13 protein-coding genes and 1 tRNA gene are annotated in these 12,454 nt (G+C 67.3%); 9 read left to right on the plus strand and 5 right to left on the minus strand.

Going from position 1 to position 12,454, the window contains the following annotated elements; translation table 11 throughout:
* The first annotated feature begins 12 nt into the window (after window positions 1-12).
* The gene (gene bagB / locus BKG60_RS00700; protein WP_070188786.1) at window positions 13-1,143 is read left to right on the plus strand and encodes an ATPase BagB; all 1,131 of its coding nucleotides are present in this window, start codon (window positions 13-15) and stop codon (window positions 1,141-1,143) included.
* A gap of 24 nt (window positions 1,144-1,167) precedes the next feature.
* Here the strand turns inward: bagB and BKG60_RS00705 are convergent, their stop codons facing one another.
* Window positions 1,168-1,497, minus strand: coding sequence for a WhiB family transcriptional regulator (locus BKG60_RS00705; protein ID WP_070188787.1), 330 nt, complete (start codon window positions 1,495-1,497; stop codon window positions 1,168-1,170).
* Window positions 1,498-1,824: 327 nt separating this feature from the next.
* On the opposite strand from BKG60_RS00705, the gene ponA2 reads away from it, so the two are divergent.
* The 4 genes from ponA2 (at window position 1,825) to BKG60_RS00725 (ending at window position 6,736) form a co-directional block, all read left to right on the plus strand.
* Window positions 1,825-4,275 carry a transglycosylase/D,D-transpeptidase PonA2 gene (gene ponA2 / locus BKG60_RS00710; RefSeq protein WP_070188788.1) on the plus strand — a complete coding sequence of 817 codons (2,451 nt, stop codon included), beginning with the start codon at window positions 1,825-1,827 and terminating at the stop codon, window positions 4,273-4,275.
* A gap of 27 nt (window positions 4,276-4,302) precedes the next feature.
* Window positions 4,303-5,247 (plus strand): metallophosphoesterase, encoded by a 945-nt coding sequence (locus BKG60_RS00715; RefSeq protein ID WP_070188789.1) that lies wholly within the window; start codon window positions 4,303-4,305, stop codon window positions 5,245-5,247.
* Complete coding sequence (cds1, locus tag BKG60_RS00720; RefSeq protein WP_070943826.1) at window positions 5,244-6,359, plus strand: L-cysteine desulfhydrase Cds1; 1,116 nt, start codon at window positions 5,244-5,246, stop codon at window positions 6,357-6,359. The genes BKG60_RS00715 and cds1 overlap by 4 nt, the downstream gene beginning before the upstream one ends.
* Before the next feature lie 303 nt (window positions 6,360-6,662).
* Window positions 6,663-6,736 (plus strand) — tRNA-Pro (locus tag BKG60_RS00725).
* Window positions 6,737-6,805: 69 nt separating this feature from the next.
* Here the strand turns inward: BKG60_RS00725 and BKG60_RS00730 are convergent.
* Window positions 6,806-7,954, minus strand: a complete 1,149-nt coding sequence (locus BKG60_RS00730; RefSeq protein ID WP_070943825.1) for a serine/threonine-protein kinase — start codon at window positions 7,952-7,954, stop codon at window positions 6,806-6,808.
* A 68-nt stretch (window positions 7,955-8,022) separates the two neighbouring features.
* Between BKG60_RS00730 and BKG60_RS00735 the strand changes: the two genes are divergently transcribed.
* Genes BKG60_RS00735 through BKG60_RS00745 form a run of 3 tightly spaced genes read left to right on the plus strand, consistent with a single transcriptional unit; the run spans window position 8,023 to window position 10,047 of the window.
* Complete coding sequence (locus tag BKG60_RS00735; protein ID WP_070943824.1) at window positions 8,023-8,517, plus strand: SRPBCC family protein; 495 nt, start codon at window positions 8,023-8,025, stop codon at window positions 8,515-8,517.
* 36 nt (window positions 8,518-8,553) lie between these two features.
* On the plus strand, window positions 8,554-9,342 hold the full coding sequence (locus BKG60_RS00740) for an acyl-CoA thioesterase (protein ID WP_070943823.1): 789 nt from the start codon (window positions 8,554-8,556) through the stop codon (window positions 9,340-9,342).
* Between the two features lie 42 nt (window positions 9,343-9,384).
* Entirely contained in the window at window positions 9,385-10,047 is a 663-nt protein-coding gene (locus BKG60_RS00745; RefSeq protein WP_070943822.1) for a phosphodiesterase, read from the plus strand.
* A 19-nt stretch (window positions 10,048-10,066) separates the two neighbouring features.
* On the opposite strand, the gene BKG60_RS31805 is transcribed toward BKG60_RS00745, so the two are convergent.
* Genes BKG60_RS31805 through BKG60_RS00755 form a run of 3 tightly spaced genes read right to left on the minus strand, consistent with a single transcriptional unit; the run spans window position 10,067 to window position 11,417 of the window.
* The gene (locus BKG60_RS31805; RefSeq protein WP_165617744.1) at window positions 10,067-10,213 is read right to left on the minus strand and encodes a hypothetical protein; all 147 of its coding nucleotides are present in this window, start codon (window positions 10,211-10,213) and stop codon (window positions 10,067-10,069) included.
* A gap of 47 nt (window positions 10,214-10,260) precedes the next feature.
* A complete protein-coding gene (locus BKG60_RS00750) occupies window positions 10,261-10,725 on the minus strand; it encodes a GatB/YqeY domain-containing protein (RefSeq protein ID WP_070943821.1) in 465 nt (154 codons plus the stop codon).
* A gap of 20 nt (window positions 10,726-10,745) precedes the next feature.
* On the minus strand, window positions 10,746-11,417 hold the full coding sequence (locus BKG60_RS00755) for an SIMPL domain-containing protein (protein WP_070943820.1): 672 nt from the start codon (window positions 11,415-11,417) through the stop codon (window positions 10,746-10,748).
* Window positions 11,418-11,467: 50 nt separating this feature from the next.
* Between BKG60_RS00755 and BKG60_RS00760 the strand changes: the two genes are divergently transcribed.
* Window positions 11,468-12,454 carry a DUF7847 domain-containing protein gene (locus BKG60_RS00760; protein ID WP_075909020.1) on the plus strand — a complete coding sequence of 329 codons (987 nt, stop codon included), beginning with the start codon at window positions 11,468-11,470 and terminating at the stop codon, window positions 12,452-12,454.

Here is a 12,454-nt window from a genome sequence, read left to right on the forward strand (position 1 = left end):
GAGGAGACAATCATGAGCGCCAAACCGCCCGCCCTCGACATGGAAGCGATCCTGTCCGACACCGCCAACCGCGTCGTAGTCTGCTGCGGCGCAGGCGGAGTCGGCAAGACCACCACCGCGGCTGCGATGGCACTGCGGGCCGCCGAATACGGCCGCACCGTCGTGGTGCTCACCATCGACCCGGCCAAACGACTGGCCCAGGCGCTGGGCATCAAAGATCTGGGCAACACCCCGCAGCGGGTTCCCTTGGCCCCCGAGGTCACCGGTGAACTGCACGCGATGATGCTGGACATGCGCCGCACGTTCGACGAGATGGTGCTGCAGTACTCCGGGGAAGACCGCGCCGACGCCATCCTGGAGAACCAGTTCTACCAAACAGTGGCCACCTCGTTGGCGGGCACGCAGGAGTACATGGCCATGGAGAAACTCGGCCAGCTGCTGGCCGAGGACAAGTGGGATCTGGTGGTGGTGGACACCCCGCCGTCGCGCAACGCCCTGGACTTCCTCGACGCGCCAAAGCGGTTGGGAAGCTTTATGGACAGCCGGCTGTGGCGGATGCTGCTGGCGCCGGGCCGCGGCATCGGACGGTTGGTCACCGGCGCCGTCGGGTTGGCGATGAAGGCCCTGTCCACCGTGTTGGGATCGCAAATGCTTTCCGACGCAGCAGGTTTCGTGCAGTCACTGGATGCCACCTTCGGCGGGTTCCGCGAGAAGGCCGACCGGACGTACGAATTGCTCAAGCGGCGCGGCACCCAGTTCGTGGTGGTCTCGGCGGCCGAGCCCGATGCCTTGCGTGAGGCTTCGTTCTTCGTCGACCGGCTGTCGAACGAGCACATGCCGCTGGCCGGGCTGATCCTGAACCGCACCCATCCCACGCTGTGCGATCTGCACGCCGAGAAGGCCGAGGAGGCCGCCGATGAGCTGGCGGCCGAGGACCCGGATTCGCTGACCGCTGCGGTGCTGCGCGTCCATGCTGACCGGGCACAAACCGCCAAGCGCGAGGTACGGCTGCTGTCCCGATTCACGGGCGCCAACCCGCATGTGGCGATCGTCGGCGTGCCGTCGCTGCCGTTCGACGTATCCGACCTGGAAGCGTTGCGCGCGATCGCCGATCAGATCACCGGCGTCGGGGAGCCTGTCTAGCCAGGCCGGATGATGAGCGCAGGCTCAGACGGCGCTGCGATGGTGCTTGCGCTGGGCGGCGAAGAACTCAGCCCAGGAGATGACTTCCGGATGCTGCTTGAGCAGCGCACGACGCTGACGTTCGGTCATTCCGCCCCACACCCCGAACTCCACGCGATTGTCGAGAGCGTCGGCGCCGCATTCGAGGATCACCGGGCAGTGCCTGCAGATCACGGCGGCCTTGCGTTGCGCAGCGCCGCGGACGAACAGCTCGTCCGGATCCGTCTGACGGCATCGCGCCTGGGAAACCCAGGCGATCCGGGCTTCGCCCTCGCCTCGGTGGACCAAGTTGGTGGCTGGGGCGGAAGCGTTCATCTTGTCTGCGACAGTTCGTGTACCTGACACCAGCGATCCCTTCGTTCCAGCCATCTCCCCAGATGGCGGGCGTTGAAACCTTCCGGTGTAGAACGCCGTTGCGATCTACGCCACATTGCGCCAGCGGGTGTTACCTGGATCGCACTGTGTGTCCAAGCTAGGTGGTCAGAGGGTATTAACGCAACAGTTTGCGATCCACTTTTTTGGGACGGCCGTGCCGTCTGGCCGTCTTATTGACGCAATGCGGTATTTCTGCAGGCAAGCGGGTTGTGCCGGTGAGCCCCGCTCGCAGGAAGCGGGCAAGAACGAGATAGCTACTCTGTACCCATGCCGGAGCAGCCGACTCGACCGCCCGCGCAGCCACCCCAAGCGGTCACCATCATCAAACTCGCCTGGTGCTGCCTGCTGGCCAGCGTGTTGGTGGCCACCTTCATGTTCCCGGTCGTGGGTGGATTCGGGTTGATGTCCAACCGGGCCTCCGACGTGGTGGCCAACGGCTCGGCCGCCCTGGTGGAGGGCGAGGTTCCACAGGTCTCGACCATGGTCGACGCCAAGGGCAACACCATCGCCTGGCTGTATTCGCAGCGCCGCTTCGAGGTGCCCAGCGATCAGATCGCCAACACCATGAAGCTCGCTCTCGTCTCGATCGAGGACAAGCGGTTCGCCGAACACAACGGCGTGGACTGGCAGGGCACCCTCACCGGGTTGACCGGCTACATGCGCGGCGACACGGACACCCGCGGCGGTTCGACGATCGAGCAGCAGTATGTGAAGAACTACCAGCTGCTGGTGGTCGCACAGACCGATGCCGAGCGCCGCGCCGCGATCGAGACCACACCGGCCCGCAAGCTGCGTGAGATCCGGATGGCGCTCACGCTGGACAAGACATTCACCAAGCCTGAGATCCTGACCCGTTATCTGAACCTGGTGTCGTTCGGCAACGGCGCGTTCGGCGTTCAGGACGCCGCCCAGACATATTTCGGCATCAACGCCTCGGAGCTGAACTGGCAGCAGTCCGCCCTTCTGGCCGGCATGGTGCAGTCGACCAGCGCGCTCAATCCCTACACCAACCCCGACGGTGCGCTGGCGCGGCGGAACCTGGTGCTGGACACCATGATCGACAACATCCCGCAGGAGGCCGAGGCGCTGCGGGCCGCCAAACAACAGCCGCTGGGCGTCCTGCCGCAGCCCAACGAGCTGCCCCGAGGCTGCATCGCCGCCGGCGACCGGGCGTTCTTCTGCGATTACGCGCTGGAGTACCTGGCCCGCGCTGGACTGTCCAAGGATCAAGTGGCCAAGGGCGGTTATCTGATCAAGACCACACTGGATCCGGACGTGCAGGGCTCGGTGAAGTCGGCGATCGACAGCATCGCCCGTCCGGACGCACCCGGGATCGCCAGTGTGATGAGCGTGATCAAACCAGGTAAGGAATCTCATCCTGTCCTGGCCATGGGCAGCAACCGCACCTACGGCCTGAACACCGACGCCGGTGAAACCATGCAGCCGCAGCCGTTCTCCCTCGTCGGTGACGGCGCCGGGTCGATCTTCAAGATCTTCACCACGGCCGCGGCCATGGACATGGGCATGGGCATCAACACCCAGCTGCCGGTGCCTGGGTTCTTCCAGGCCAAGGGGCTGGGCAGCAGCGACACCCCGGGATGCCCGAAGGAGACCTGGTGTGTGAAGAACGCCGGTGGCTACCGGGGGTCGATGAGCGTGACCGACGCGTTGGCCACCTCGCCCAATACCGCGTTCGCCAAGCTGATTTCGCAGATCGGTGTGCAGCGGTCGGTGGACATGGCGGTCAAGCTGGGGCTGCGGTCCTACGCGTTGCCCGGCACCGCCCGCGACTATGACCCGGACAGCAACGAGAGCCTGGCCGACTTCATCAAGCGCCAGAACATCGGCTCCTTCACCCTGGGCCCCATCGAGGTCAACGCGCTGGAGTTGTCGAATGTGGCGGCCACGCTGGCCTCGGGCGGCACCTGGTGCCCACCCAACCCGATCGCACAGGTACTCGACCGGAACGGCAACGAGGTGTCGGTGACCACCGAGACCTGCGATCAGGCAGTGCCCGAAGGCCTGGCCAACACCCTGGCCAATGCGATGAGCAAGGACGACCAGGCCGGCGGTACCGCCTCCGGATCGGCCGGTTCGGTGGGCTGGGATCTGCCGATGTCGGGTAAGACCGGCACCACCGAGGCGCACCGTTCGTCGGGTTTCCTGGGCTTCACCAACCAGTACGCCGCGGCCAACTACATCTATGACGATTCGAGCAGCCCCGGTGAGCTGTGCTCGTTCCCCCTGCGCCAATGCGGAGACGGCGACCTGTTCGGCGGCAACGAACCGGCGCGCACCTGGTTCACCGCGCTGAAGCCGATCGCCAACAACTTCGGTCCGGTCGTGTTGCCCCCGACCGATCCGCGTTACGTCGACGGCGGCCCCGGCTCGGTGGTGCCGACTGTCAACGGACTCGATGAGCAAGCCGCGCGCCTGCGACTCAAGGAGTCCGGATTCCAGGTGGCCGACGGCGCCGCCTCGGTCAACAGCAGCTCGCGTGCCGGCACCGTGGTAGGCACCACGCCCAGCGGCCAGACGATTCCGGGCTCGATCATCACGATCCAGGTGAGCAACGGGATCCCGCCGGCCCCGCCGCCGCCCCCCGTCGCGTTCCCGATGCCGGGTGGGCCACCGCCCGAGATCGGCCAGACTGTGGTCGAGATCCCGGGCCTCCCGCCGATCACCGTCCCGGTGCTCGGGCCTCCACCACCCCCGTGAGAACCGGTTCGCAGTAGGCTTGCCTGCATGTCAGTGAACAAGGCAGCTGCCGTCACCGCCGGTTCGTTGGTTGCCGGGATCGGCTACGCGTCCCTGATCGAGCGCAATGCGTTCGTGCTGCGGGAGGCGACGATGCCGGTGCTCGCCCCGGGTTCCTCACCCCTGCGGGTGCTGCACCTGTCCGATCTGCACATGCGCCCCAACCAGCGCCGCAAGCAGGCCTGGCTACGGGATCTGGCACGCCTCGAGCCAGATCTGGTGGTCAACACCGGCGACAATCTGGCTCATCCGAAGGCCGTGCCCGCCGTCGTGCAGTCCCTGAGTGACCTGCTCTCGGCACCCGGCCTGTTCGTGTTCGGCAGCAACGACTATTTCGCGCCGCGGCTGAAGAACCCGCTGAACTACATCACCAACCCGCAGCACCGGACACACGGTGAGCCGCTGCCCTGGCAGGACCTGCGCGCGGCATTCACCGAGCGCGGCTGGCTGGACATGACCCACATCCGTCGCGACGTCGAGGTGGCCGGGCTTCACATCGCCGTGGCCGGCGTCGACGATCCGCATCTCAAGCGCGATCGCTACGACACTGTCGCCGGGCGGGCCAACGGCGCGGCGAATCTGACGCTGGGACTCACCCACTCCCCCGAACCCCGGGTGCTGGACCGTTTCGCCGCCGACGGCTATCAGCTGGTGTTGGCCGGGCACACCCACGGCGGGCAGTTGTGCCTGCCGTTCTACGGGGCCATCGTGACCAACTGCGAGCTGGACCGGTCCCGCGCCAAGGGCGCCTCGAAGTGGGGTTCGCACATGCAGCTGCATGTGTCGGCCGGTATCGGCACGTCGCCGTTCGCGCCCGTGCGGTTCTGCTGCCGCCCGGAAGCCACCCTGCTCACGCTCGTCGCGGCACCGACCGGTGGCGGGCACGTCGGGACGAGGGCCGGACAATCCAGCCCGGCCGTCTCGGCCCGGTGAGCCGGCCGGCCAGTACTGCCGGCACTGCCGCGCATCCCCGGCCGCGCCGGTGGGTCGACAATGCGGTGCGGCTGATCGAGGCCGATTCCAAACGCAGCGCCGACACGCATTTGTTGCGCTATCCGCTGCCGACGGCCTGGTGCAGCGACATCGACGTGCAGCTGTATCTCAAAGACGAGTCCACCCACATCACCGGCAGCCTCAAACACCGGCTGGCCCGTTCGCTGTTCCTGTACGGCTTGTGCAACGGCTGGATCGGTGAGGGCACCACGATCATCGAGGCGTCGTCGGGCTCGACAGCGGTGTCCGAGGCCTACTTCGCGGCGCTGCTGGGTCTGCCGTTCATCGCGGTGATGCCGGCCTCGACCAGCGGTTCGAAGATCGCGCTGATCGAAGCCCAGGGTGGCCGTTGCCATTTCGTCGCCGAGTCGTCGCAGGTGTACGCCGAGGCGCACCGGTTGGCCGAGGAGACCGGCGGGCACTATCTGGACCAGTTCACCAACGCCGAGCGGGCCACCGACTGGCGTGGCAACAACAACATCGCCGAGTCGATCTATGAACAGATGCGACTGGAACCGCATCCGGTGCCGGAGTGGATCGTGGTGGGGGCGGGCACCGGGGGTACCAGCGCGACGATCGGCCGCTACATCCGCTACCGCAGGCATGCCACTCAGCTGTGCGTCGTCGACCCGGAGAATTCGGCGTTCTTCCCGGGCTACGAGCAGGGTCGCGATGACGTCGTCACCGCCGCGTCCTCACGTATCGAGGGCATCGGCAGGCCGCGGGTGGAGCCGTCGTTCCTGCCCGGTGTGGTCGATCGCATGATCGCCGTGCCCGACTGCGGGTCGGTGGCCGCCGCCCATCACGCGAGCCGGGTGCTGGGCCGTCGGGTCGGGCCGTCGACCGGAACCAATCTGTGGGGCGCGTTCCAGTTACTGGCCGAGATGATCGCGCACGGCCGCAGCGGGTCGGTGGTGACCCTGCTGGCCGACAGCGGTGACCGCTACGCAGACACCTACTTCGATACCGACTGGCTCAACGCCCAGGGGCTGGACACCTCGGCATCCGCGGAGGTGCTCTCGGAGTTCGAGTGCTCGGGCAGCTGGTCCTGATCCGCTTCGGCATCTGTCTCGGCCGTCAGGAACAGCCACAACGCCGCGAGGGCGAAGAAGCCCAAGTAGACGGAGGCGCCCAGTACGGTCATGCGTCGTATAACGCCACCGACGCACCGATTGCTTCCCGCGGTGGCGTTTTCGGCGCGCCAAACCAGTGCGCCGTTTTGCACACCTGGGCTGTGGTTCGCGACTGCGCACGACCCTGCGGTAGAAAGCGGTACAGGTCTAAGCCGCCGCTGGCGCAGAGGTGGCCGTTTGGCTTTCGAGGTACCCGGTGCGATAGGCTGTCGAAGCTTCACGCGGGGTGTGGCGCAGCTTGGTAGCGCGCTTCGTTCGGGACGAAGAGGTCGTGGGTTCGAATCCCGCCACCCCGACAGTGCAAGCAAGGCCCAGACCAGAGAAATCCGGTTTGGGCCTTGTCTCTTATCGGGGTAGCCCCGCCGTCACTCATGTGGATGGGCTTTCTTCCCATGGCCCTTGCCGTTTCCCTTGCCGTTGCCGTTCCCTTTGCCGGGGCCCTCGGCCCATTCGTCCTCGGGCACGGTCGGCGGTGAGAAGGTCGGGACACTGGTGGCCGGCGCCGTGGGCTCGACCGAGGTGATCACCGGGGTGACGGGGGTGTGCTGCGGCGGCGGATCGGAGATCAACAGCAATGCGGCCAAGACGACACCGGCCAGCAGGCCTCCGGTCAGCAGTGCCATCCGGGCGCGGGACCGCCGGGGCTCTGGTGGCGGGGGCAGCATCAGGGTCGCCGGTCGTGTCGGCGGCGGTGGCGGCACGGCCGGCACTGGCTGCGCCGCCTGCAACGCGGCCCGTATCTGGGCGGCGGTGGCGAAGCGGTACGCCGGGTCCCGCGCCATCGCGCGTTCGATCACGTGGATCAGCACCGGATCGACATCGGGTCGCAGCACGCTGATCGGTGTCAGCGGTTCGTCGAGTACTGCCCGCATGGTGGCCACCGGGTTGTCGCGCTCGAAGGGAAGCCGCCTGGTCAGTGCCTCGTATCCCAGGACACCGAGGGCGTACAGATCGTCTGACGGCGACGCCGGCCGGCCGGTGATCCGTTGTGGGCTCAGATAATTCGCGGTGCCGAAGACCATCCCGACGCGAGTGTGGGCGGCGCCGTCGGTCTTGGCGATGCCGAAGTCGGCGAGTTTGGCGGCGCCGGACGTGGTGATCAGGACATTGCCGGGCTTGATGTCGCGGTGCAGGATGCCTGCGCCGTGCGCGGCCGACAATGCACTGAGCAGGTCGTTCAGCACCCAGCGCACGCGCTCGGCCGAGAGCGGTCCGGCAGCGATCTCCTCGGCGAGGGTGGGGCCGGGCAGTCGCTCCATGACGATGTAGGGCGTGCCGCGGTCTTCGCCGCTGTCGTGGATCGCGACGATGTTCGGGTGGTTCAGTGACGCGGCGGCCCGCGCCTCGTTCTCGAAGCGCCGACGGGTCACCTCGTCGGCGGCCAGCGCCGGATTGAGCAACTTGACCGCGACCGGACGCGACAGCCGGGTGTCCCAGCCATCGTGCACCTCGGCCATGCCGCCGCGGCCGAGCACGCCGCGTAGCTCGTAGCGGCCGCCGAGCGCCGCCGTCATAGGTCCCCTCTCCGGAATGGGCTTGCAACCTAGTATCCCGCAGTGCCGTGCTGAGGCATGCTGTCACCATGCCCCGGTTCACGTTGGAAACCGCCGACGCCGATTTCTTCACGACTGCCCCGCACATCTTCACCTATCACAAGCGCTTCGCCGCACCGCCGGAGAAGGTGTGGGAGTCGCTGGTATCCGACGAGTCCCTGGCCGCGTGGGGTCCGTCGGTCACCAAGGTGAACTGGGTGACCCCGAGGCCGTTCGGCGTCGGCAGCTCCCGTGAGGTGACGCTGGCGCCCGGCCTGGTCCGGGTGCATGAGACCTTTTTCCGCTGGGAGGAGGGCCGTCGTTATTCGTTCGCCGTTGATCACGCGAACATTCCGTCGCTGCGCCGGTTCGCCGAGGACTACCTGGTGGAGCCCGCCGGTGACGGGCAGACGCAGTTCACCTGGATCGTGGCGATCGAGCCGAAGCCGCTGTTCGCGATCCCGTTCAAGGGCCTGGCGCCGGTGGTCAGGGCAGCGTTCGGGCGGCTCGCATCCGACGGCCAACGCTATTTTGCCCGAGTGTGATCGAGCTCCCAACCAAGCAGTTGATAGCGTCGGCCGATGGCCGCGCTGAGCTGGATCGCCGAACTGTTGCAGTACAAACGTGACGGCGATGACTTCTGCATTCGGGAACCGCGCAGAGGCGCGACTGGGCGGCTGTTCGGCGGCCTGATCGCGGCGCAGTCGCTGGCGGTGGCCGGCGCCACCGTGGACGACGGCAAGCTGCCGCAGTCGCTGCACGCGTACTTCGTCCGGGGCGGCAGCTACGACGCCGACGTCGAGTTCCACGTCGACCGCACCCGCGACGGCCGCGCGTTCGCCACCCGCCACGTCACCGCCAGCCAGGACGGCAAGGTCATCCTGGAGATGATGGCGTCATTCCATCAGCCCGAGCCCGGCCTGGACTGGTCCCCCGACGCCCCGCCGGTCCTGGAGTTCGACGCCGCCGCCCCCAAGCACGACATCATGGATTTCGGTGACAAGTTCGACCTGCGCACCATGCCCTCCGATGACTCCGAGTTCGCGATCTCACCGTTCTGGATCCGCACGCAGGCCGAGATCGAGGACGACCCGCTGATCCGGGCCTGCACCCTGACGTTCCTGTCCGATCTCGGGCCGGTTCCCTCGGCGCTTCCGCCCACGGTGGCGCTGCGGTCCGATCTCGGTTTCGCCGCCAGCCTGGACCACTCGATCTGGTTCCACCGGCCGTTCTCACCCCATGGCTGGCACCGCTACGAATTGCAGTCGGCGAACCACAACGATTCCCGCGGCCTGGCGCGTGGCTCGCTCTACGACGCCGCGGGCACGTTGATCGCCAGCGTCACCCAGGAAGCGCTCTGGCGAATCTAGTCCGCCGCGTTTGCAACTCCGCCATCGCGGGCAGCCGGTGGCATGAGATTCTCCGATATTGCGTCCTTGCCGGTCGAGCTCGGTGCCGCGGTTCGGCACCGGCGCCTGTTCCACCCGAGTGGCGTGCTGGCGCGAGGCAGTCTCGAGCGCACCGCCCCCGCCGGCTGGGGCCTGCCGCTCTACTCCTGCGACATCGTCGGGAGATTGTCGAAAGGAATCGGGACGCCGGATTCAGTGCCGGACATCGCCGGCCTGGCCTGGCGGATGCCACCGCAACTGTCCGGTACGCCATGGGATGTGCTGTTGGCCTCGACCCTGGCCGGGAACCGGTTTGTGTTGTGGCCGGCCAATTCCTGGACAGGGATCACGTTCTCGAGCGTGATGCCACTGCGATTCGAGGGCCAATTGTGGTGGCTGCGGGCCCGCCTCACCACCGAGTTCGACGGCGCCGGGCTTTCGCTGGACAGTGTGAACCGGCAACTGGAGCGTGGCGGGCTGCAGTTCGACATCGAACAGTCCCCCGCCACCGGCGAATTCGAACCTCTGGCTCGACTGTCGCTTCGCCAGAGGCTGCCGCACGGTCGCGACGTGTCCTTCGACCCCGCGCTGCACGAGGCTGACGGGGTACAGCTGGCACCTCATTGGCTGGCCGACGTCCGCCGCGCCGCCTATCACAGCAGCCGCGTCGGGCGCGATGCCGAGTGACCCGGCCGGTGTGTAGCGCTCAATCGGGCGGTTCCTGGGTGGTGCTCTCGGTGGCGTCGACGTCCGGGGTGTCTTCCGGCACGTTCTTGACCCGATCATGCTTGTCGGTGCCGTCACCGCTGTTCTTGCGGTGCTCTTCGTCGTAGATCCCCTTACCGGTTGGCATACGCCTGAGATACCCGCCGCCGACCGCCTCAAACTCCCCGGAGTCCGTCAGAGGCGCGCTTTTACCGCGGCCGACAACCGCGCGCCGTCGGCCTTGCCCGCCGCAATGGCCGTGGCGGCCTTCATCACCTGGCCCATCTGACGCATGCCCGGGCGCTCCCCGAGCTGTTCGGCGACCTGTGCGATGGCAGTGTCGGCGACATCGGCGAGTTCGGCGTCGGTCAGCGGGGTGGGCAGGTACTCGTCGATGACACGGGCTTCCGCGTGCTCGTTGGCCGCAAGCTCGCCTCGACCGTTCTGGGTGTAGATCTCGGCCGCGTCGCCGCGCTTCTTCGATTCGCGAGCCAGTACCGCGATCACCTCGGCGTCGGACAGCTCTCGGGCCTGCTTACCCGAGACCTCCTCGGCCTGGATCGCGGCCAACAGCATCCGCAGCGTCGCGGTACGCAACTTGTCCTGCGACTTCATCGCGCCGGTCAGATCCGCGCGCAGCTTGTCCTTGAGCTCGGCCATAGCGTCAACCTACGCCGTGATCAGCCCTCGCCCGCCACGAATTTCGCGTCGACCGACATCGCGACCTCGATATCGGCGGGTGCGAAGTCGAGTTCGGGGGCGCCGCCGCCCCGGGTTGCCATCGCATGCAGGGCCCGCGGGGACGACGCATCCTCGGGTGGGCGGGCCAGCATGCCGGCATCGCCGATCGCCACCGGCCGGACCTGTCCGAGGCCCAGTGCATCGGAGTAGCGCTGGGCGCGGATCACGGCGTCGGCCACGGCCGCCGTGTGGACCTCGACGACGAGTTCGTCTCGGTGTTTGGCCGTGAGTGCCCACTCGATCCGTGACAACGAAAACCCACCGGTCTCGGTGACATGGCCGCCGACCCACTGCGACAGCGCGGTGAAATCGCTGAATCTGACCTCGATGTCGACGCTGGCGTGGTGCACCAGCGGCAGCTGCTTGCCCTCGTTGTTCCAGGGCCGGTTGGCCCAGGTGCGCACCTGGCCGGTCGACCATCTGGTGACCGGGCCGGCGTCGGGGTCGTGCAGCGGGGTGATCGAGGATTTCACCGTGTCCAGGTCGCGGACCACCCGCTCGTACACCGGCTCGATGGCCGGCCCTTCGTAGCCGAGGGTGGCGTGGACCGTGGCACGCTCGGGGGGCCGGTAGGCGGAGAACGATCCACGCACGATGATCTCGGTCGGCATGTCCTCACCGTAGTTGCTGACCGGCGACGTGGGAGGACAGGATGGAGCGCATGACGAGCGGTCGGCCACACCTTGCGCACTTTTCGGCAGGGAGCGTCATCCCGCTACGTCCGTTGAGCCTGACCGACATCTTCAACGGCGCGGTCGCCTATATCCGCACCAACCCAAAGGCCACGCTGGGGCTGGCGACCGTGGTCGTGCTCGCTTCGCAGATCGTCACGCTCGCATTGCAAGTCGGGCCACTGTCGGCGCTCGGCGAATTCGACTCCACGTTGCAGGGTGAGTCCCCGTCGGCCGGAAGCATCGCGGTGTTCGCCGCCGCTGCGTTCAGCGGCATCGTGGTGACGACGCTGGCCTCATTGCTGCTCAGCGGCATGCTCACGGTGGTGATCGGCCGTTCGGTGTTCGGTGCGAGCATCACCGTGGGTGAGGCCTGGCGCCGGCTGCGCGGCCGGTTACCCACACTGATCGGGCTGACCGCGTTGCAGGCCCTGGCGTTGGGCGTCGTCATCACCGGCGTCGTCATCGCGATCGCCGGGGCGGGCACCCTCGTCGGTGGCCTCGCCGCGTTCGCGGTGGGCGCGGTGTCGCTGCCACTGGCGTTGCTCGGCGTGCTCTATGTGTCGACGGTTCTGCTGTTCGCCCCAGCGGTGATCGTGTTGGAGCATCTCGGTATCGTCGCGGCGATCAAGCGCTCGTTCACGTTGGTGAACAAGGATTTCTGGCGAGTGTTCGGCATCTGGGTGCTGGCCACGATCGTGGCCGCGGTGATCGGGTGGGGAGTCGGCGCGCCGTTCAACGTGGCGGGGCAGATCGTCACGATGGTCGCCGATGGCCCAACGCTGCCGGCCCTGATCCTGAGTGCCGTCGGCGCCGCGATCGGTCAGATCGTCACCGCACCGTTCAGCGCGGGCGTGGTGGTGCTGCTGTACACCGACCGCCGGTTCCGGGCCGAGGCGTTCGATCTGATGCTGCAGACGGGCGCGGATGCACCGGTCGAGACCGCCGATCAACTGTGGCTACCGCGGTACATCTGA

The organism is Mycobacterium syngnathidarum, assembly GCF_001942625.1.
Classification (GTDB): Bacteria; Actinomycetota; Actinomycetes; order Mycobacteriales; family Mycobacteriaceae; genus Mycobacterium; species Mycobacterium syngnathidarum.